Here is a 21,106-nt window from a genome sequence, read left to right on the forward strand (position 1 = left end):
ATAAACTTATGTTGAGTGAGGAGTTACCACGAATCATTTCTACAAAATTGCCAGGTAAAAAAGCTGCTGAAATCATTGCAAAAAGAAAACAATACGTTCCTAATAGCGTTTCTTGTGTCTATCCCGTTGTCATTGATAAAGCTCAAGGAGCAATCATTCAAGATCCCGACGGCAACCGCTTCTTAGACTGGGTCGGCGGCGTTGGCGTTCTCAATGTTGGTCACGCTCATCCTAAGGTTGTTGCGGCCATCAAAAAGCAAAGTGAAAAATATCTGCATGGGATGTTTAACATCGTAACTCATAGCGGTTATGTCGACTTAGCTGAAAAATTAGCAACGCTGGCGCCAGTCAAAAAAGCTGAATCTGGAGCAGCCAAAGTCTTTTTTGCTAATAGCGGAGCTGAGGTTAATGAAAACGCAGTAAAAATCGCTAAAGCTTACACCAAGCGCTCAAATATAATTGTTTTTTCTGGAGCCTTCCATGGACGAACGTTGTTAACTATGACAATGACTTCTAAAAAGGCTTATGCCAAAGATGCTGGTCCCTTAGCAAACGGAGTGTTTCGTGCTGATTTTCCTTACTACTACCGTCTTCCAAAAGGAATTGCCCAAGAAGATGCCCTCGATTATTACCTTGCTCGAATCAAAAAGGTTTTTGAAGAATGCGCATCAGCTGATCAAATTGCTGCCATGGTAGTTGAGCCTGTTCAAGGTGAAGGCGGCTTTATTCCGGCACCACTCGAATGGGTTAAAGCTGTTCGTAAAATTTGTGACGAAAATGGAATTCTGCTGATTGCTGATGAAGTTCAGTCAGGTTTTGGCAGAACTGGCCGACTGTTTGCTTCAGAGTATTGGAAAGAAGCCGGAGTCGCCCCTGATATTTTAACAACTGCTAAATCAATCGCTGATGGCCTGCCTTTAGGAGCAGTTATTGCTAGCAAGGAAATCATGGACAGTGTTCCCAGCGGCGTCATCGGTGGAACCTTTGGCGGAAACGCGGTTGCTTGCGCTGCTGGATTGCAAGTCTTGGAAATCATTAAAGAAGAAAACTTAATTGAAAAATCACAAAAAATGGGACAACGGTGTCTGGCAACCTTTAAAGAATGGCAGACAAAATATCCAGTAATTGGTGATGTCCGTGGCTTGGGATCAATGGTTGGAATCGAATTCATTAAAGATCAGCAAACTAAAGCACCCGCCACAGATTTTGTTAAACAGTTGATCCAAGTTTGTGTTCATAAAGGCTTGATCTTAGAAAATGCTGGAGTATACGGAAATGTCGTTCGCTTTTTAGCCCCCTTAGTTACTACCGATGAACAATTAACTGTCGGTTTTTCGATTCTCGAGGAAAGCATCCAAGAACTAAGCAGCAAACCAGCTGTTTTAAATTAACTAAGTTTTTAAATTTCAATAAAGAGGTGACTGTATTTGATTGAAACCGAAGAAAATATGTTATCAATTACTCAACTTTCAAAATATTATGGTAAAAACCACGTGTTAAAAGATGTTAATCTTTCTCTTAACAAAGGTGAGGTGCTATGTATCATTGGTCCATCTGGTTCAGGAAAAAGTACCTTTCTTCGTTGCATTAACCTCTTAGAACAGCCAACCTCAGGAGCAATTTCCTATCGTGGAAAAAACATCTTAGATAAGTCCTTGAATGTAAGTTCTTACCGCCAACATGTTGGCATGGTTTTCCAAGGATATTACCTGTTTCCCTTCAAAAATGTTATTAACAATATTACTATGGCTCCTATGACTTTATTAAAAGAAACCCACGAAGATGCTGAAAAAGAAGCTAGCCAGCTACTGGAAAAAGTTGGAATGGCTGAAAAAAAACTTGTTTATCCAGCTTCACTTTCCGGTGGTCAAAAGCAACGAGTTGCGATTGCCCGAGCTTTAGCTATGCATCCCGATTTATTGCTGTTTGATGAACCAACTTCTGCTTTAGATCCCGAACTGGTTGGAGAAGTTCTAAAAGTAATGAAAAAACTAGCTGATGAAGGGATGACCATGATCGTTGTTACCCACGAAATGGGATTCGCCAAAGAAGTTGCCAATCGAGTTATTTTCATGGAAGGCGGTTATATCGTTGAAGAAGGCAGCCCAGAAGATATCTTTCAACATCCTCAAAATGATCGCACCAAAGAATTCTTAGCACGTTTTATTAATTAACTTAGAGGAAGAGGTAATTAAATGGACTTAAAATGGAAAGACGCATTTGTAACGCTTGGGCCTTCACTGCTGCAAGGTGTGGTGGTGGTTTTACAAGCAACTTTCTTCGGCTTCATTTTAGCAACCATCATTGGTCTATTGGTTGCCATTTGCCGCTTAAGTAAGCTTAAACCTTTAAGGGCAATTTTTGTTGTTCTAGTTGAAATTATTAGAGGAACTCCACTGCTTGTCCAATTATTTTATATTTATTATGTAATCCCAATTTTGTTAGACGGTTTATTAAAAGCCTTGGGGAGTGGCAGTGCTAATATTCAATTTTCTGCTCTGTCAGCCGGAATTGCTGGTTTAGCAATCAATTATGGGGCTTATATTTCGGAGGTATTTCGTTCCGCTATTTTAACAATTGATACCGGTCAAAAAGAATCTGGCTTAGCTTTAGGTTTTACGGAACAGCAAGTATTACGAAAAATCATCATTCCACAAGCTTTGCGTAATAGTATTCCCGTTTTAGGAAACTATTTAGTAATGATGATCAAGGATACTTCATTACTAGCCGTTATTTCAGTTAGTGAATTGTTATTGCGTACTCAAACTTATGCTTCTCAGACCTTTGAAACAGTTGAGTCCTATACAATGTTAGCCGTCGTTTACTTGATTTTAAGTTTGCCGCTGTCACATTTGATGAAAATGATCGAAAACAAATTCCATATCGTACGCTAACCGACAAACTTCCAAGGGAGAGGACTTAGATATGAAAAAAATTAAATTTTCTGTAATTTTAAAATTAGGGGCCACCTTATTGATCTCACTGCTCTTTTTGACTGCTTGCTCATCAAGTTCCAGCAAAAGTTCTTCCAGCAAAAGCTCCAGCAGCAATTCAACAAATACTTTGGCACAAATTAAGAAAAAAGGCGTCCTGACAGTCGGTTCATCAAATGATGCTCCTTTTGCTTATATTGATTCGAAAACTAAAAAGTTCAGTGGTGTTGATGCTGATATCATCAAAGAAATTGCCAAACGCATGGGAATTAAAAAAGTTGTTATGAAACAGATTCCTTTTGAGAATTTAATCTTGGAATTAAATAAAGGATCAATCGATATGGTTACTGATGCTATGTATGTCAGAAAAGATCGCCTACAAAAAGCTTACTTTACAAATATTTGGTATAAAGAAGGCGAAGCTGTCGTTATTCCTAAAAACAGTTCGATCAAATCATTCAGTGATCTGTCCGGTAAAGTAATTGGTGGTCAAAAAGGAACAGCATTTTTAGATCTAGCTGAAAAATGGAAAAAAGAAGGAAAAGTCAAAGATGTCCAAGTTTACAGCAAGCAAACTGATTTAATGCTGGCTGTTAAAACTGGAAAAATTGCCGCTTGTGTCACGGATGGAATCGTTGCAAATTACACCTTCCAAAAAGATCCATCATTGAATCTGAAAATCCTAAAACCTTATCAACAAGAGGAAACTGGTAAAATTGGTGCCGCCGTCAGTTTTAAAAACAAAGCTTTATTAAATGCCGTTAACAAACAATTAACCGCCATGAAGAAAGATGGGACTTTGAAAAAAATCTTGGCTAAACACAATCTTGGCAATGATTACTATGTCAACGTCAAAGATGGGATTACCAAAAACGTTAAATAAGAATTTCACTTTAGGATCTCAAAAGGTTAGGAAACCATTTTTCCTAACCTTTTTTTGGTAATTTAAAATCGTCTGTTTTTAATTAAACAGGCGATTAATAGTTTTATACTGTTGAATATTTTTAGCTTTCTAAATTTTGAGGCGGTCTTTTAAAATGGTGTGCTGCGAATATTGTATTTCTTTTTCAAATAATATCTCAGTAAATAGGCTAAAACTGCAATTACGGCATAAGCAATCGGATTGAGTGCATTATTGATGGCACCTGGAATTGCTGCAACTACTGTGAAGACCAGCATCCAGACAGCAATTAAGACCACTGACCATAATAACATTTTCCAAAATGGCAGTCGGACTTTTTTAGATTTGCGATCTGCTGCCATTTGATAAAAGAAGGCCATCCCAACTCCGGCTAAGACTGAAGTAACTAGTAAGGTTAAGACACCGCCATTCACCTTGATTGCTTTAGGAGAAACTAAGCCCATAATCGCATACATAGCACAAAATAGCACCAACATCATTAAACCATTGTCGACCGCCATCTTCCAAAAGGTTACCGGTTGCGGTTTTTTCTTAGGACCAGCGATGATCTCATCTGCCTTATCACTCGGAGTGCCATATAAGCGACTAGCCGTGATTCCTTTGCCCTGCTTTTCCCGCAACTCTGCAGCTAACTCCTGCAAAACTGTATCTTTTTTAGCTTGATCATAATTCTTCTCCGTCAAGATTTTATTCAAGCGGTACAAATAATTTTCATTTCGTTTCGTTAAACCTGCATAAATCCCAATTTCGGTTTTTAATTCCTTTTTGGTTTGTTTTTCTAGTACTTCAGCCTGCTGCTGAGCAACCTTTTGATTACGCTCCTTATTGCTGAGAGGCGGCTGGTCTGATGGATCCTCAGTTGCCGTAACAGTTTGCTTTGTTTGATTTGAAGCAGTTACAGCAGCTTGGTCCTGGCCTGCTTGCTCCTGAGCAGTCGTTGCAACGGATTCTTTTTCCGCGGTTACTGGAGTCGTTGATGCTTTTGTCTCTTTTTCTTCCGCCATTATTTCACTTTCCCTTCTTTTTTTATCAGACATTAAATCTGAATTCAATAATATCGCCATCTTGAACCAAGTAATCCTTACCTTCCAATCTCAATTTGCCAGCTTCGCGAACAGCCGCCAGACTGCCGTACTTATCTAAATCGGCAAACGATACCGTTTCAGCTCGAATAAAGCCTCGTTCAAAATCTGAATGAATGATGCCAGCAACTTGTGGAGCCTTCATCCCCTGATGAAAAGTCCAGGCACGTGTTTCTTTGCCACCAGCGGTAAAAAAGGTTGCCAAGCCCAAAAGCTTGTAAGAAGCTTTGATCAAACGATCTAAGCCGGATTCTTCAACTCCTTCAGCTTCGAGAAATTCCTGTTTATCATCGTCATCCAGCTGAGCAATTTCCTCTTCTGTCTGGGCACAAACTGCTAGCATCCCGGAACCTTCAGTCGCGGCATATTGCTTGATCTGCTGAACATACTTGCATTTCAGCGGATCAGCCATATCATCTTCAGCAATGTTGGCCACATATAAAACTGGTTTTGAAGTCAACAGGAATAAACCTTTGACGATCTTTTGCTCATCTTCAGCAAAATCCAACGAGCGAACTGGTTTACCAGCCTCCAAAACTGGTTTAATCTTCTTTAAAATTGCAAATTCAGCCATTGCTGCTTTATCTTTGGTCCGAGCAACTTTTTCGACTTTCGCATAACGTTTGTTGATACTGTCCAAATCAGCGATTGTCAATTCCAGATTGATCGTTTCAATATCATCAAGCGGATCGACTTTGTTGTTGACATGCGTGATATTATCATCATCAAAGGCCCGCACCACATGAACAATCGCATCTACTTGCCGAATATTCTCCAAAAATTTATTGCCCAGGCCTTCACCTTTGCTGGCTCCTTTAACGATCCCAGCAATATCGGTGAATTCAAAGGTCGTATGAATAATTTTTTTGGCTGGGATCAACTCATCAATTCTAGCTAGTCGTTGGTCCGGCACTTCGACCATTCCCACATTGGGGTCGATCGTCGCAAATGGATAATTAGCCATCTCGGCTCCAGCTTTCGTAATTGCGTTAAATAACGTTGATTTGCCAACATTCGGCAAGCCAACGATTCCTGCTGTTAATGACATGCTCTACTTCACTCTTTCTTTAAATTTTATTCTTCATCTTTAGGTGCAGCGGTCAGAATCTTTTTGATTTTTCGATCAAACTCCCGTCGCGGCATCATAACTAAATGTCCGCACCCAGTACATTTGATCTTAATGTCCATTCCAACCCGGATAATTTCCCACCGGTTAACGCCACACGGGTGCTGCTTTTTCATTTCAACAATATCATGTAAGTTATAAGTAACTGCCATCTTCGTTCCCCCGCTTTAAATCATTGATCAAGTGAAATTCCTAAAAGATCGATAATTCGGTTAAAATCTGCTGTTGACAGGTAATCGATCTCAATATGACCACGGCCGGTCTTAGAATTGCCCTTAACCGCTACTTTTGTGCCAAACCGTTCCTGCAAAGCTTGTTCAGTTTGCTGATAATACTTTTGATAAGGATCCTTTTTGGCTTTTTTGACAGGTGAAGCTTCACCATTAAGCCGCGTGATCAATTGCTCCAATTGTCTAACGGTTAAGTTTTCCCGCACAGTTTTTTTAGCAATCATAATTAATTTTGATCGGTCCCTTAAAGCCAGCAAAGTTCGCGCCTGTCCCATTGAAAGCTCTTGTTGCTGCAACAGTTTTTTAACCTCAATCGGCAAGCCAAGCAATCTGAGATAATTAGCAATATATGGTCGGCTTTTGCCTAAGCGTTCAGATACCTGAGCTTGAGTTAATTTCAGATTCTTCATCAGCATCTCGTAAGCCTGTGCCTCTTCTAATGGGGTCAAGTCTTCACGCTGCAGGTTTTCCAAAACCGCGATTTCCATCATTTGCGGTTCATCCAATTGACGAATAATTGCTGGAATTGTCTGCTTGTCGGCGAGTTTTGAAGCTCGAAAGCGCCGTTCGCCAGCAATAATCTCATAGCCCCTGATTTTTGATTTGCGAACAATAATTGGCTGAAAAACGCCGGATTTTTTGATCGAATTGGTCAATTCAGCCAAAGCCTTTTCGTTAAAGTCTTTCCGTGGTTGATAAGGATTCGGTCGAATATCACTCAGTTTTAAATCAGTAATAACTTCTTCACCTTGACTGACTTGCTCCAAATCTTGGAACAACGCATCCAAGCCACGACCTAAGCCTTTGCTATTCTTATTTGCCATAATGTGCCAGCACCTCCTTAGCTAACGTTTGATATTCTTGGGCACCCTTTGAAGTAGGATCATAGTCAACGATTGGCTGACCATAGCTTGGTGCTTCTGACAAACGGACATTGCGCGGAATGATCGTCTGGTAAACCTTTTTGCCAAAAAATTTTTGAACTTCCTTAACGACTTGAATCCCCAGTTTGGTACGGGCATCAAGCATTGTCATCAAAACTCCTTCGATTTCTAAATCTGGATTGAAATGTTTCTGAACTAGTCGAATCGTATTTAACAGTTGACCTAATCCTTCCAAAGCATAGTATTCACTTTGCACCGGAATCAAAATCGAATCACTGGCACAAAAAGCATTGATCGTCAACAAGCCCAATGAAGGCGGACAATCAATCAAAATAAAATCATATTGATCTTTAATTTGTTTAACTGCTTCTTGGAGTCGTGATTCACGTGCTAACTGCGAAGTTAATTCGATCTCAGCACCTGAAAGCTGAATCGTTGCCGGAACAATGTCAAAATTGGGATGAGCTGTCTTAATGATTGTCTTAGCAAGTGGATATTCATTGACTAAAACATCATAAATATCTTTGTCGATCTCCGTTTTATGGATTCCCAAGCCACTGGTAGCATTTCCCTGAGCATCAGAATCGATCAGCAATACTTTCTGTCCAAGGTCTGCTAAACAAGCTCCCAAGTTGATACTGGTCGTTGTTTTGCCAACTCCGCCTTTTTGATTGGCCAATGCAATTACTTTTCCCATGAGTGCCTCCTAGTTTCGATCCTTGTTTTCAAGTGGCAGATCAATAATGATCCGGTGATAATTTGGTCCTTCTTCTTCCTTAGTGGTCAAAGTAATGCCGCTATCACTGATCATTTTGAGCGACTTTTTAATTGTATTGATTGCCACTCGCATATCTTGTGTTTTGCCTTTTGATTTTTTGGAAAATGTTGGTTTTTGCTTAACTGATCGCGTATTCAATGCATCTTTGACTAACTTTTCGGTTTCTTTGACAGTTAACTGTTCGGTGATAACTTGTTGAATAATCTTCTCTTGCAGCTGTGGAGTTAAACCAACCACACTGCGACCGTGGCGTTCCGTGACCTGACGTTTTAAAATAGCCTGTTGCACAACTGGCGTCAGTTTCAGCAAACGCAATTTATTGGCAATGAATGATTGGCTCTTCCCTAAATTTTCAGCTAGCTGGCCTTGTGTCAGTTGATTCAATTCCATCAAGCGTCGGTACGCCTGAGCTTCTTCGATCGCTGTCAATTCCTCGCGTTGCAGATTTTCAATTACCGCAAACGAAGCCGCTTCTTTATCCGACATTTTCTTGATAATGGCTGGAACTTGTTGCCAGTCTAGTTCTAAGGCTGCCCGAAAGCGCCGTTCACCGGCAATAATCTCATATTTATTTTCAGTGGCCTGCCTTAAAATGATTGGCTGCAGCATCCCATGCTCTTTCAGCGTCTCAGCTAATTCAGTGATTTTTTGCTGATCAAACGTTTTCCTTGGCTGAAAGCGATTGGGCTTGATCTTTTCAAGTGCAATCTGTTGGATTTGATCATCAGTGGCTGCAGAGTTTCCCTGTTTGTTTTTCCAAAATGAAAATGCCACCTTCACGCCTCCTTTTTTCCCAAGGGTTTTTTATTTGGAAACCCTGGCTTACGTGGATACTTTGCTGGAGTTGCTTTAATTTTATCAATAATGATCACATGTCTGACTTCGCCATTTTCCGGTAAAGTAATTTGCTGATCAGTAGCCACCTTGCCGCCCAGAATTTGAATTGCCGACTGTGCATCCGTCAATTCCTGTGGGGCTTTTTGAGCTTTCATCGCGGCAAATTTTCCGTTGACTTTAACTAATGGCAGACACAACTCGCTCAAAATATTCAACCGCGCGACCGCCCGCGCTGTGACCAAATCAAAACGTTGCCGATAAGGGCTCTTCTTGCCGCCAAATTCTTCTGCTCGCGCATGATGCAATTCAACCTGTTGCAAATTGAGTTGAGTAATCAATGTCTGCAAAAAATTGATCCGCTTATTCAGTGAATCAACAATTGTAATCTGCAATTGCGGAAAGGCGATTTTTAACGGGATTGATGGAAAGCCCGCTCCAGCTCCGACATCACAAACGATCCATGGCTGAACCTGCAATTGCGGTAAGGCCAAAGCCAAAACCAATGAATCATAAAAATGTTTTAAATAGACTTCTTCTTCAGCTGTGATTGCTGTCAAATTTACTTGACGATTAGTGGTTACCAGCAACTGATAGTAACGAGCAAACTGATCTAACTGTAGGTCGGTTAATTGAATGCCATGAGCGGCCAAACTAGCTTGAAATTCCGCTGGTTTCATTATTTATTCCTCGATTTCTAACGAATGCATTTGTGAAACAAGTTTGTTTCACACACTATTCATAGTTTAAAATACTTAGCTCATAAATACAAGTTCGCTTCATTGTAAATTCAATAAGTTTCAACTTTATTTTACTAGTTTTTTTGAATTTGAAAACTCAAGTTCAATAAATAAATCAGCTTTTTTCTTGGCAAATCACAAAAATCTGTTAATCAATTATTTTCAATTGATGTTCGTAAAAGAAAACGCTATCATATAAATAGAGTGAAGGAGGTAAGAATTATGATGATGAACAAAAACATTCGAGTAATTGTTGCATTAGTGATTGTTGCGTTTGTTTTATCCGTACATTATATTGTGGCTCCCTCAGCATATGATATTTATTTTGATTATGGTGCTGTGATCTTAGCACTGATGATTATGCCAAGACCGAAGCTGGCGTTTTGGCGTGAAAGAAGATAGAGTAACTCTAACTAAAAAGTTCGTACAAAATTGAACAGCCGGCAAAGTTGAATTCAGCTTTGCCGGCTGTTTTTATTGCTGATTAAAATTTTTAGCTTCAACAAAAAAATGGACCTTAGCAATTGAGCCTAAGTCCACCAATTTTTTAGTTATTCGCGTTAATCTGTTATTTAAAAACCTTGGCAATACTCTCAGTTAGCGTTGGCAATTGTGTTGCCAAAACTTCCTCCAAATCTTTGCTAGGATGAGCTAGTTCACCATCCCCGATCAAGCCTTGGATCATTAAGAGCACATCGGCAGCAGCCTGAAGCCCTTGTTGCTGCAAGATCTGACGATATTTATCTTTGGAAACTGCCTGCGCATCAGCTTTGACCCCACCAACTTCAGCCGCGGCATTAGCCAATTCAGCGAAAGTATGCATTGGGCCAGCAAATTCATAGACATTTTTTGGTTTAGCTGCCACTAAGACTTTAGCAGCGGCCTGTGCATAAATTGCTTCTGGCGCCCAGCCAACTTGACTATCACCAGTGGCGTAATAAACCGGTTGGCCAGCCAGTACCGTCTTGATAAAATCAGCCTGATTTTCCAAGTACCAATTGTTCCGCAAAAAAGCAGTTTTCAAACCACTTTCAGCCAAAGCCTTTTCGGTTACTCGATGATCAGCTGAGAGCGGACTAGTAGCCTGATCAGCATGGGGAAAACTTGTATAAGCTACAAATTTAACACCGGCCTTTTTTGCAGCCGCTACGACATTCAAATGCTGCCGATCACGCGGATATTTGCCACCTGGTAAAGAGGAAATGAATAATAACCGCTCGATGCCGGCAAAAGCTGCTTCTAATTGAGTGGGCTGAGTATAATCGCCCTGGCGAATCTCAACTTGAGCCGGCAAAATTTTCTGGGCCTTTTGTGGGTTACGGACAACGGCAACTACTTGACTTGGATCGACTAACTTTAATAAAGTTTTGATAGCGGTCTGACCGAATTTCCCAGTTGCCGCAGTTACTGCATATTTCATAAAAAAATCCTCCTTTGAGTATTCCTGTGATTATTAAAGTAACATAAAGAGAAAACTGTCAAAATGTATGCACTATTTAACAACCGATTTCACCATGCGCTGGTCATCATAAAAATGCAAAACCACAAACATGATGAGATAAATCACCAGTGGCAACCAAACATAATTGAGGTTGATCATCTGCAAGGTAGCAGCATTTTGGGCCTGATTTGGTACATAACCAGAAAGTTCAAACAAGCCAGCTGTGACCAAACCACCTAAGCCTAGACCCATATTGACTCCAAAATCATCAGTCGAAGCCAAAATGCCCTCTGCTTGAATTCCCATTGAAGTTCCATAGCGGATCGTATCAGCAATCATAATTGAAACTAACCCAACGACGATTCCATTGCCAATTGAATTGATTGTAACTCCCAAGAATAAAACCGGCAGCCATCGAGTATAGACCCCAGCTAGTAAGACCAGTTGCCCCACTAATTCTACCATAATTCCCAGCTGCATTGTTTTTTTCTTACTTAAAATCCGTGTCAAAACCATAATCAACAAGACTCCGATCAAAGAAGTCAGCGTAAAACTATTAGCCCAGGGAACTAAGTTGGCATTATGCAAAGCATACTTGAAATAATAGACTGTCGTTTGATTTTTGATCGCTGTTACTAACCAGAATAAAAAGATCACAATTGAAATGATGATCCATGGTTGATTTTTTCGCAACATTTTTATGACCAGTGACAAAGGCTGATGAGCAATTTCATGATTGGTAAAACGTTCCCTAACATGCAAAAAAGTATTCCAAATCAAGATCAATGAAATTACACTGAAAACTACGATCGTCCAAAAGAATCCTTGTTGCTGGTCACCCTTGCCGAACAGTTTGACTAACGGCAACGTAAAAACAGCCACGATGATCTGAACTGAACTGCCGCAAAATTGACGAATCACGCCTAATAAAGTCAGTTCACGAACATTTTGCGACATGGTCGGCAGAATCGACGTGATCGGTGAGTTGACTGCGGTATACAAAAACCCCAGTCCCAGATAAGTTGCGTAGGCCCAAATCAGTTTCCCGGTAGCAGAAAAATTTGGCGTTACAAAAGTCAAGACGGCCATAACTGCATACGGCAACGCGTACCAGAGAAAAAAAGGCCGGCTTTTTCCATACTTAGAATGAGTATGATCGATCATATAGCCAATGATCAGACTTTCAACCACATCAGCAACGCGGGCAACGACAAATAACACAGCAACCGCTCCGGCACTTAAGCCATATACATCGGTATAAAAAAACATCAAATAAGTCGTCATCATCTGAAAAACCAGATTATCCGCCGCATCACTCAAACCATAACTAATCCGTTCTGGCCAGCGGGTTTGCCATTGTGGTTCCTTCATCCCTGATTTCCTTCTTTCTGCAGATCAGCTTATTTTTTAACCTTGGCTTGGGCTTCAGCCATTAATTCATTAGCAACGATATGGGTCACCCACATCCAAGAAACATGGCCAAACAATTCTGACAAATGTTCTTCAGCTGGTTGATCCTTAGCACTTGGAACCGTCCCTAACATTGGTAAAGCGCCCAAATGTGCGGTAGCCCAAACTCCGGCTCCAAAAAATGTTCCTTGCCCTAGCTTAATGATTGGCAAATAATGGCCGGCCACAGTATACAGAATTCCGAAGCTGGAAGAAAAACCAAAATGCATTAAAAAGCTGACCCACGGCAGCTGATGTCCAGAGTAAGTATAAGTTGAGTGGGTAATTTTTTCTGGTACACCTAACTGCTGTAAAAACTGCTGTGGCGGATTAGTTGCATCTCGTTCCGCGGTCCGTGGCGGAAATAAAGCTTCCCATCCTAATTTAACAAAACCTGACACGATTCCTGCAACTCCGCCGGCAACCACTGCTGTTTTTAAATCAAAATTTCTTTTGGCCATTTTAAGATCTCTCCCGACTTAATTAAATTAGCTTTATTTTACACGTTTTAAAATTTACTTACCAATCATAAGTTTTTAAAATACCGATTAATTTTCAATTGACTAAAATTTAAAAGTTCAGCTTTGGATTGTCTGGCAATAATTTACTTGTCTTTTAACCGCTGGCATCATTAATTACTTGCACCGCATCAAGATTTTAGCTGATCTAGCCAGCTAGATCAGCTAAAAAAGATTCATTGAAAAGCAAATAAATGAATTCTTAAACTCAGCTTTTGACCAATTACCAGAAAGTTTTTCTAAATTATTAGCCATGTGAACTTTTAAGTAATTCTAAGATACTGGATACTTTTTGGCCTTTTAGGTTTCAGTAACTACCTTTAAAAATTGGCTAAAAAAAAAGAGGCTCACAATTTTTATGTGCCTCTTAAAGTCGCAAAAGAATTATTTGGGGCTTTTTAGTTTTCACTTTTTTCTCTCCCAAGTTATTAAAAAATCAAACTAATTCCTGTACCGGCTGATTTGATTGACTAAGTACTTGGATCCACTGCTTAGCAATCGTTTCTGGAGCAAAATGACTAATTCGTTCTAACGAGCGCTCAGCATAGTAGCGGCGCAAAAAGCGACTATGAGTAAAGCGAAGCAATACATTAACAAAATCAGCTACATTCTGTGGCTGGGTCACCACGCCGTAACTATTATCTTGCAAATACTCTAGCGAACCGGTATTTTCCATTGCCACTACCGGCAAGCCAAAAGCCATGGCTTCCCCCATAACTAACGGCATTCCTTCCCAACGTGAGGTTGAAACAAAAATTGATGCACTTTCGTAATGGTCCTGTAGCTGCTGATCTTTCAGAGCCCCGCGATAAATTATCTTGTCCGCCACTTCAAATTTGGCAATCAGTTTGCTAAAGCACTCCATATCTTCAGGAACACCCTCGCCAGCAATCGCAATTTTCCAATCGGCCGGCAAAAACTGGGCTGCTTCTAACAAAAAATCGATTCCCTTATGCTGAATCGCGATTCGCCCAGTAAAGGCAATCACATGACTATTCAAGTCCGCTCGATGCTGTGGTTTGAGAGTCAAGGGATTATAAATTTTGACAGTATTGGCATTGAGCTTGCGATAATTCTGCCAATCGGAATCCGTCAAAGCAACAACCGCATCAGCCGCTTGCAATCCTTGCTTGAATTCATCCTGCATTGAAACATAATATTGATTTAAATATGTTTGGTAGTTATTATGCATCCATGCAATCAATTTAATCTTGGGCAGGCGTTTTTTGATCAATGGAGCAAAACTGCTTAGCAAACCAGCAGTTAAAATTACTGTATCAAAATCCCTTTGTTCAAGATAAGTAATCAAGTCTTCAATCTGATCAGCATAGTGAACATACGGATCAGCACCATGAAAGTTCAAAACATTACCAGCCGCTGGTCGGGCAGCAACTGCTAATGGTGCTTTCAGCGTATAATATGGATCAACATCTTCTAAAGAATAAAACGAAACATCAACTTGCTGATCATGCAGTGTATTTCCCAAAACAGTTGCAGCTCGTTTAGTCCCGTCCATTACAACATTTTCTAGAACAATCAATAACTTCATTTGTTCGCGGTCTTAAACCGCTCCCTCCTTTCAGTGACAATAGTTCTAAACAACGGTAGAAAAAAAGCACCAAGCTCCGAATTCAATCTTGCAGTCTTTGCTAGATGCGTCTTTGTCTATATTTATATTATCATAATAATTAGTTTTTTCAAAATAAAATGCATTATCATACATTAGAAGTAACTCATTCACTATCATCTTTAGCTATAGGTCAACATTCTAGCTTAATAAAAATTTAATATTTGGTATTAATAAGCATACGATGAATAAAGATTCATTATTTTTTAAAATACTGTTTTTAAATATCAAGCTGAATATTCCTACTTAACAACATGAAGTATTCAGCTTAATCTAAATCAAAAAGATACTAATTTAAAATTCACGTCTCAATTACACAGTTACATAAAAAACTTGCCAAAATTGTGGCGATGGAGATTTTTAATCACTGTTTGTATTCTTTTATTATTGCTTTACAATAATTTGTAATTGTTTTACAATAACATTAGAGGTGATTAATATGGAAATAAGGGGAAAAATTGTTACGGTTTTTGAGAACACTTTATTAAAAGTTTTAGCATTAGTTACGATCATTGCACAGTGGTTTTTTTTCTTTTGTATTGGGGCTATTTTATTAGCAGGAACAATTATTACAATCGCTAATTATACTGAACTGGGTGCAGGAATCGAACAAGATATAACAAAAGAACTACCAAATAGTAGCCTATCTTTGAGTGGCTTACTTCTAATACTTTTAGGTGCAATTTTAATTTGTCTTTCTTTAGCATTAATTATGCATTATTTACATCTATTGATTGCGAATATAAAAGAAAGTAAGTTTTTTACAAAATCAAATTTAAACTTGATTAAAAAAATACTCTTTGTAATGTTAGCAGGAACTGTTATTCAATGGACCGCTAACTTTCTAGTTGATAAATATTTGTCAGCAAATACAACTGACATTTTTTCTTCCTCATTCGGCAATACCTTGGGCAGCCCTGTCACATTAGCTGCTATTTACGTAATTTATTTGGTTTTTAAATATGGGTTAGCTTTACAGGAAGAATCAGACAAAGTTATTTAGCATAATGCGTGGTGATATTACAATGATCAAAGTTAATCTAGATAAAATACTACTAGATAAAAAAGTCTCTTCTAAGTATCTGGCTCAACAAATTGGCATTACTCCTGCTAATTTATCGATTTTAAAAACTGGCAAAGCTCACGGCATTCGCTTTAATACTTTAGAAAAAATATGCAGCGTTCTAGAATGCCAGCCTGGTGATATTCTAGAATATATTCCGAACAAATCTGGGTAATTCATAAAAAATCAAATAAACCAGCTGCCTGATTAATTAATTTCTTTAATTTGGTTCACGATCTCCTCTATCACAATTAGATTTTTGTGGACCTTCTATCATGACCTACTCGTATCAAATCTACTAGGTTAGCAAGAAAAGCATTATTTAGATACAAGCTTTTGGTAAGCCAACCTTCAATGAAAGGAAGTCTGCTAAGTGAATAATTCTCAAGTTTTAAATCAAGTTCGGTTCTTTGCTCAGCAAAAAATGCAAAATGATCAAACTGGTCACGGCTTCGATCATATTTTAAGAGTTGTCAAAAATGCCAGTTACATTCTAGAACATGAAAGTCAACCAGCCGATCCCATGATTACTTTAACTGCAGCCTATTTACATGACATTGCTGATGATAAGTTAGTGGCCGACCCGCAACAAAGTGAACAGCAGTTGCAGCAATTCTTAACAAAAATTGGTTTTTCTGCTGAACAAAACAAACAAATCTTATTGATTACCCATAATATGTCTTTTAGCAAAAGTTTAGAAAAACCTATCTCTTTGCCATTCTGCGGTCAAATTGTCCAAGATGCCGATCGTTTGGATGCCATCGGCGCAATCGGCATTGTTCGAGCAGTCTATTATGGCGGTGCCCATCAAGAAACAATCTATGATCCAGCAATTGCTCCTCGCAGCGAATTTTCGAAAGCGGAATACCGTGATTTGACTCATGAAACGATCATAAATCATTTTTACGAGAAGCTGTTAAAATTAGCAAAAATGATGAATACCGCTACCGCCAAGCAGCTGGCTCACCAGCGTCAACAATTTATGCTGAACTTTTTGGCAGAATTCCAAACTGAATGGCAGGGTAAAAAATAAAATTTAATGATAATTATTACACTTTACAAAATGGGCTGATTTGTTATAATAAATAGTAATTATTACTTTTTAGATGAGAGGAATTTATGATGTCAGACCAACCTTTGATTCAAGTTGAGCATTTGGCAATGGCTTTTGGATCCAGAAAATTATTCACTGATTTGAGTTTCACCTTAAATCAAGGTGACTTTTTCTGTCTTTTGGGAGCTAATGGTACCGGTAAAACTACCATGATCAAACTGTTGTTGCAACAACTTCATCCCACTGCCGGCAAAATCAGTTTTAACGATCAATTAAAATCCGCCGCCGACATCGGTTATGTCCCACAATTTCGCAATTTGAGCGGTGATTATCCATTATCCATCAAAAACTTTATCAGTCTAAAGCTGTGCAATTCCTTCACCCCTTGGCTCAGTAAGCATGAAAAACAAGCAATCGCTCAAGCTTTGGAACGAACTGGATTAACTGCCAAGCAAAATCAGCGGTTAGGAACTTCCTCAGGTGGCGAAAAGCAACGGGCGTATTTGGCACAAGCCATCTTGAATCAGCCGCAATTGCTGATTCTCGATGAACCAACTGCCAGTTTGGACCAAGACGCCAAATACGAAGTCTTAGAAACTGTTCAGCATTTAAATCAGATCACGAAAATGACGATCATCTTCATTTCCCATGATTGGCCGCTCGTTAAAAAATTTGGCCAGCATTTTCTGGAACTGCGATCTGGTTCCTACACCAGCGGTTCAACCGCCGATCTGCAGTTGAAAAAGGAGGGGGAAAATGTTTAACTTTGCTTTCATGCGTTATGCATTTGCCGCTGGCACCGCTGTAGCCTTTTTGTGTGGCGTAATTGGTGTTTTTGTCGTTGCTCGCCGCTTGCCTTTCATGACCCACACTTTGTCCGAAATCGGTTTTTCAGGTGCCGCTTTTGGAGCTTGGATTGGTTGGACGCCACTTCAGGGAATGATGGTCTTCACTATTTTAAGTGCTTTAGCCGCGGATCAACTGGGAATCAGCGAGCAAAGCAGCAATCATGCCAGTGATTCAGTCATCAGTGCCGTTTCTGCCTTTTTCATGGGCCTAGGTGTTTTGTTTTTGTCGCTTTCCAGTCAAAATGCTTCTTATGCGACCAGCATTTTATTTGGCAGCATCGTCGGGATCACTCAGCAAAATGTCTGGCAAATTGTGACGATCGCTATCATCGTCCTTGGTATTTTAGCTTTGATCTATCGCAAATTAAAGTTTGATTCCTTTGACAGCACCGGAGCAGAAACTGAGCATGTTTCCCGGCACTGGATGACCTTGACCTTTTTAATCATGGTCGCACTAAGCGTTAGTGTGGCCGCTCAAATCGTTGGTGCATTGTTGATTTTTGTCTTATTGACTTTGCCGAGTTCTGCCGCCCAGCCATTTTGCCGCTCAGTCGGTGGCCTGATTGGTCTAAGCATCGTCTTGGCATTAATTGGTACTTGGGGTGGCTTATACCTGGGCTATTTAACCAACTGGCCAGTCACTTTCTTCATTGCAACGATTGAAACAGCTTTTTATCTGCTTTCACTAGCTTATCGCAAACTAAATGAATCAGCCTAATTAACCCGTAAATTTACCTTCAAAAAAACAGCGACTAAGATTTTTAAAAGTCTTAATCGCTATTTTTATGTGCCCCTGCCAAGGAACTTAATTATATCAATTTAGAATTCGTTTTTCAAAACCCGGACCCGAATAACCTCTGGAATTTCTAATAATTCTTTCTGTAAACTCTCTAATTGCTCAGCCGGTTGCTGACCAATATCAATCACCGTATAGGCAAATTGTCCCCGACTTTTATTGATCATATTATCAATGTTGATATTATCATTGGCTAAAATCGTCGTGATCCGGCCAACCATGTTTGGAACGTTCTGGTGAATCAAAGTCATTCGAACTGGCGACTCAAATGGCATTTCTACTGTGGGAAAGTTGACTGAATTAACAATATTGCCGGTCTCCAAATATTGGCGCAAAGTCTGTGCAGCCATGATAGCACCATTAACTTCTGCTTCTTGGGTCGTTCCGCCAATATGTGGCGTGATCATGATCTTTGGATGACCAACAATTTTGTTGGAACTAAAATCCGTCAGATACTTACGTAAATGCTTTTGGTCCAAAGCAGCAACCACATCATTCTCATTAACGATCCCCCACCGCGAGTAATTGAAAAGAATTGCTTGATCTTTCATCAAGGCTAATTCTTTGGCCGTGATCAAATCCCGATTTTTGTCTGTATACGGAATATGAATCGTTACAAAATCACATTTTGGCAACAATTGCGACAATTTTTCGGCCCGTGGAATCTGGTTAGAAACTTTCCAAGCATGTTCAACGCTGATATAAGGATCATAACCGATCACCTTCATTCCCATGCCGGCAGCTGCTTGAGCAACGCGTGATCCAACATTGCCTAAACCGATCACTCCGAGCGTTTTACCTTGAATCTCAGTGCCAGCAAAGTGATTTTTGCCTTTTTCAGTCTGTAAACTAACATCCGCGCCAACAACTTTTTTGGCCCAGGCTGCCGCTGGAACAACCGGACGAACAGCTAAAATCAGTAAGGCAATGATCAATTCTTTAACAGCGTTGGCATTTGAACCTGGTGTATTAAAAACGACCGTGCCATTATTTGCCGCTTCAATTAAAGGAATATTATTGACCCCCGCTCCGGCCCGAGCAATTGCTAAAACATTAGTGCCAAAATGTGTTTTGTGCATATCTTGACTGCGGATCAATAAAGCAGTTGGTTTTTGGCTTTGATTGACTGTATATTTCTCAGCTGGAAAAACATCCAAACCTTCCTGAGCAATTACATTATAGGTTTTAATATCCATTTTCATTAGTTTTGTCCCCCGTGTTGTCTTTCAAATTCCTGCATAAATTCAACTAGTCGCTCTACTCCCGTTAACGGCATTGCGTTATACAAACTAGCACGCATTCCACCAACTGAACGGTGACCCTTCAAATTCAACAATCCGGCTGCTTGTGATTCAGCAACAAATTGCTGATCCAGTTCTGCTGAGCCGGTTACAAACGGAATATTTGTCAAGGAACGATCCTTAACGGCAACTGGAGACCTAAATAGTTTCGAATTTTCAATTTCAGCATACAATAACTGGGCCTTTTGTTCATTTTTTTCTTGCATTGCTGCAACACCGCCTTGAGCCAGTAACCATTTGAAGACTAAACCGGCAACATAAATAGCAAAAACTGGTGGTGTATTTAAAGCTGAATGTTTTTGGACTTGTTTAGGATAACTCAGCATCGCCGGCAAGTCAGGCGCATCCTGCAGCAATTCATGCTTCAAAATCACGATTGTTAAGCCTGCTGGACCAATATTTTTTTGAGCTCCGGCATAAATCAAATCAAAATCAGTTACTTGATAATTGTAGCCTAAAATAATTGAAGACATATCGCCAACCAGTGGAAACTTTTTTAAGCCCGCTGGAATTTGATGATACATCGTTCCTTCAATCGTATTGTTAACAGTTAAATGCAAATAATCAAACTGCCCACTAATTGGTTTGATCGTCGGTAATTGTGTGTACTTTTGATCCTTGCTTGAAGCAACCACGACAGCTTTAGTTCCTTTGACCAAAGCCGTTTCTTCCATTGCCCGTTGCGCCCAATGACCAGAATCAACAAAGCCGACTTTTTTGGTTTTAACAGCTAAATTCATTGCTGTCATTGCAAATTGTAAAGTACCCCCGCCTTGCAAAAATAAGACATCATAATTATCAGGAATCTGCATCAGCTTCCTCAAATCTGCTTCAGCTGCTTCTTGGAGATCAGTAAAAAGTGAGGAGCGGTGACTGATCTCCATGATGCTCATTCCACTACGACGATACGATGGCAGTTCTTCTTGAACTGTTTTGACAACTTCAACTGGCAAAATTGCTGGACCAGCTGAAAAATTATAGATACGCTGCAAGCTTCCCACTTCTTTCTTAATTTTTTTGGCTTTATTTCTGATTAAAATTAAGCTAAGAAAAAATTAATCGAAAACTCACCAATGTTCCGAATGTAGCTCATTATTTTAACAATGTCAAGGCGCTTTCATTGCTAATAATCGTTCCAAAGCTTATAGTCAAGCGATCATATCAAAAACTCGTTCAATTTTCTATGTTATATTGTTTGCTAACCGTAATCTATCTGTAATTTTTAAAATTCTAAAAAGCCACTTTTCTAGGATCTCTTATTAAAATAAATTGAAATATTTGAGCTTTCAATTTTACCTTTTTGTAAATAAATTGTAACATTTAAAGCCCTAAAGCTTTTTATTTTTAATTTAGGTGCCAATCAGCTTTAAGATCTGGCTTTTAAAGTATAATTTTTAAAAAGCAACTTATCCTTAAAAATTATTTTTTGGTCAGAAAAGGCTTGATAATAGGATTTATCGGCAAATATTACAAACTAAAG

Annotated in this window: 23 protein-coding genes; 10 read left to right on the top strand and 13 right to left on the bottom strand. The window is 39.5% G+C overall.

Annotated elements, in window-relative coordinates:
- Positions 1 to 8: 8 nt before the first annotated feature.
- The 4 genes from KH893_RS05980 (at position 9) to KH893_RS05995 (ending at position 3,816) form a co-directional block, all read left to right on the top strand.
- The gene (locus KH893_RS05980; protein ID WP_281165240.1) at positions 9 to 1,391 is read left to right on the top strand and encodes an aspartate aminotransferase family protein; all 1,383 of its coding nucleotides are present in this window, start codon (positions 9 to 11) and stop codon (positions 1,389 to 1,391) included.
- A gap of 57 nt (positions 1,392 to 1,448) precedes the next feature.
- A complete protein-coding gene (locus tag KH893_RS05985; RefSeq protein ID WP_281165331.1) occupies positions 1,449 to 2,174 on the top strand; it encodes an amino acid ABC transporter ATP-binding protein in 726 nt (241 codons plus the stop codon).
- A 21-nt stretch (positions 2,175 to 2,195) separates the two neighbouring features.
- Positions 2,196 to 2,894, top strand: coding sequence for an amino acid ABC transporter permease (locus KH893_RS05990; protein ID WP_281165241.1), 699 nt, complete (start codon positions 2,196 to 2,198; stop codon positions 2,892 to 2,894).
- A gap of 169 nt (positions 2,895 to 3,063) precedes the next feature.
- Positions 3,064 to 3,816 carry a substrate-binding periplasmic protein gene (locus KH893_RS05995; RefSeq protein ID WP_427859994.1) on the top strand — a complete coding sequence of 251 codons (753 nt, stop codon included), beginning with the start codon at positions 3,064 to 3,066 and terminating at the stop codon, positions 3,814 to 3,816.
- 149 nt (positions 3,817 to 3,965) lie between these two features.
- On the opposite strand, the gene KH893_RS06000 is transcribed toward KH893_RS05995, so the two are convergent.
- The 7 genes from KH893_RS06000 to rsmG are packed head-to-tail and all read right to left on the bottom strand — an operon-like array spanning position 3,966 to position 9,469.
- Positions 3,966 to 4,859, bottom strand: coding sequence for a DUF1129 family protein (locus KH893_RS06000; protein ID WP_281165243.1), 894 nt, complete (start codon positions 4,857 to 4,859; stop codon positions 3,966 to 3,968).
- Positions 4,860 to 4,884: 25 nt separating this feature from the next.
- Entirely contained in the window at positions 4,885 to 5,985 is a 1,101-nt protein-coding gene (gene ychF / locus KH893_RS06005) for a redox-regulated ATPase YchF (protein WP_281165244.1), read from the bottom strand.
- Between the two features lie 26 nt (positions 5,986 to 6,011).
- Positions 6,012 to 6,215 carry a DUF951 domain-containing protein gene (locus tag KH893_RS06010; RefSeq protein ID WP_281165245.1) on the bottom strand — a complete coding sequence of 68 codons (204 nt, stop codon included), beginning with the start codon at positions 6,213 to 6,215 and terminating at the stop codon, positions 6,012 to 6,014.
- Positions 6,216 to 6,235: 20 nt separating this feature from the next.
- Positions 6,236 to 7,117 (bottom strand): ParB/RepB/Spo0J family partition protein, encoded by an 882-nt coding sequence (locus tag KH893_RS06015; protein ID WP_281165246.1) that lies wholly within the window; start codon positions 7,115 to 7,117, stop codon positions 6,236 to 6,238.
- Positions 7,107 to 7,874, bottom strand: coding sequence for a ParA family protein (locus KH893_RS06020; protein ID WP_281165247.1), 768 nt, complete (start codon positions 7,872 to 7,874; stop codon positions 7,107 to 7,109). Before KH893_RS06020 ends, KH893_RS06015 begins: the two co-directional genes overlap by 11 nt.
- 9 nt (positions 7,875 to 7,883) lie before the next feature.
- The gene (noc, locus tag KH893_RS06025) at positions 7,884 to 8,729 is read right to left on the bottom strand and encodes a nucleoid occlusion protein (RefSeq protein WP_281165248.1); all 846 of its coding nucleotides are present in this window, start codon (positions 8,727 to 8,729) and stop codon (positions 7,884 to 7,886) included.
- Between the two features lie 2 nt (positions 8,730 to 8,731).
- Positions 8,732 to 9,469 (bottom strand): 16S rRNA (guanine(527)-N(7))-methyltransferase RsmG, encoded by a 738-nt coding sequence (gene rsmG / locus KH893_RS06030; RefSeq protein WP_281165249.1) that lies wholly within the window; start codon positions 9,467 to 9,469, stop codon positions 8,732 to 8,734.
- A gap of 282 nt (positions 9,470 to 9,751) precedes the next feature.
- On the opposite strand from rsmG, the gene KH893_RS06035 reads away from it, so the two are divergent.
- Positions 9,752 to 9,931 carry a hypothetical protein gene (locus tag KH893_RS06035; protein WP_281165250.1) on the top strand — a complete coding sequence of 60 codons (180 nt, stop codon included), beginning with the start codon at positions 9,752 to 9,754 and terminating at the stop codon, positions 9,929 to 9,931.
- A gap of 166 nt (positions 9,932 to 10,097) precedes the next feature.
- On the opposite strand, the gene KH893_RS06040 is transcribed toward KH893_RS06035, so the two are convergent.
- The 4 genes from KH893_RS06040 to KH893_RS06055 all read right to left on the bottom strand — a co-directional run bounded on the left by KH893_RS06040 (position 10,098) and on the right by KH893_RS06055 (position 14,486).
- Entirely contained in the window at positions 10,098 to 10,949 is an 852-nt protein-coding gene (locus tag KH893_RS06040; protein ID WP_281165251.1) for an NAD(P)H-binding protein, read from the bottom strand.
- 72 nt (positions 10,950 to 11,021) lie between these two features.
- Positions 11,022 to 12,341 (bottom strand): MFS transporter, encoded by a 1,320-nt coding sequence (locus KH893_RS06045; protein ID WP_281165252.1) that lies wholly within the window; start codon positions 12,339 to 12,341, stop codon positions 11,022 to 11,024.
- Positions 12,342 to 12,370: 29 nt separating this feature from the next.
- Positions 12,371 to 12,880, bottom strand: a complete 510-nt coding sequence (locus KH893_RS06050) for a YagU family protein (RefSeq protein WP_281165253.1) — start codon at positions 12,878 to 12,880, stop codon at positions 12,371 to 12,373.
- A gap of 493 nt (positions 12,881 to 13,373) precedes the next feature.
- Positions 13,374 to 14,486 (bottom strand): glycosyltransferase, encoded by a 1,113-nt coding sequence (locus KH893_RS06055; protein WP_281165254.1) that lies wholly within the window; start codon positions 14,484 to 14,486, stop codon positions 13,374 to 13,376.
- A 517-nt stretch (positions 14,487 to 15,003) separates the two neighbouring features.
- Between KH893_RS06055 and KH893_RS06060 the strand changes: the two genes are divergently transcribed.
- The 5 genes from KH893_RS06060 (at position 15,004) to KH893_RS06080 (ending at position 18,247) form a co-directional block, all read left to right on the top strand.
- Positions 15,004 to 15,567, top strand: coding sequence for a DUF2975 domain-containing protein (locus tag KH893_RS06060; RefSeq protein WP_281165255.1), 564 nt, complete (start codon positions 15,004 to 15,006; stop codon positions 15,565 to 15,567).
- 22 nt (positions 15,568 to 15,589) lie between these two features.
- Positions 15,590 to 15,802 (top strand): helix-turn-helix domain-containing protein, encoded by a 213-nt coding sequence (locus KH893_RS06065; protein ID WP_282564717.1) that lies wholly within the window; start codon positions 15,590 to 15,592, stop codon positions 15,800 to 15,802.
- Between the two features lie 198 nt (positions 15,803 to 16,000).
- Positions 16,001 to 16,660 carry an HD domain-containing protein gene (locus KH893_RS06070; RefSeq protein WP_281165256.1) on the top strand — a complete coding sequence of 220 codons (660 nt, stop codon included), beginning with the start codon at positions 16,001 to 16,003 and terminating at the stop codon, positions 16,658 to 16,660.
- Positions 16,661 to 16,746: 86 nt separating this feature from the next.
- Entirely contained in the window at positions 16,747 to 17,445 is a 699-nt protein-coding gene (locus KH893_RS06075) for a metal ABC transporter ATP-binding protein (RefSeq protein WP_427859957.1), read from the top strand.
- Positions 17,438 to 18,247: a metal ABC transporter permease gene (locus tag KH893_RS06080; RefSeq protein WP_281165258.1), complete on the top strand. Its 810-nt coding sequence runs from the start codon at positions 17,438 to 17,440 to the stop codon at positions 18,245 to 18,247. The genes KH893_RS06075 and KH893_RS06080 overlap by 8 nt, the downstream gene beginning before the upstream one ends.
- Positions 18,248 to 18,348: 101 nt before the next feature.
- Here KH893_RS06080 and KH893_RS06085 read toward each other — a convergent pair whose 3' ends face one another.
- Both KH893_RS06085 and serC read right to left on the bottom strand, forming a co-directional pair.
- A complete protein-coding gene (locus KH893_RS06085; protein ID WP_281165259.1) occupies positions 18,349 to 19,527 on the bottom strand; it encodes a phosphoglycerate dehydrogenase in 1,179 nt (392 codons plus the stop codon).
- A complete protein-coding gene (gene serC, locus KH893_RS06090) occupies positions 19,527 to 20,618 on the bottom strand; it encodes a 3-phosphoserine/phosphohydroxythreonine transaminase (protein WP_281165260.1) in 1,092 nt (363 codons plus the stop codon). The genes KH893_RS06085 and serC overlap by 1 nt, the downstream gene beginning before the upstream one ends.
- Positions 20,619 to 21,106 lie beyond the last annotated feature (488 nt).

It is taken from the genome of Liquorilactobacillus sicerae (assembly GCF_029916425.1).
Classification (GTDB): Bacteria; Bacillota; Bacilli; order Lactobacillales; family Lactobacillaceae; genus Liquorilactobacillus; species Liquorilactobacillus sicerae.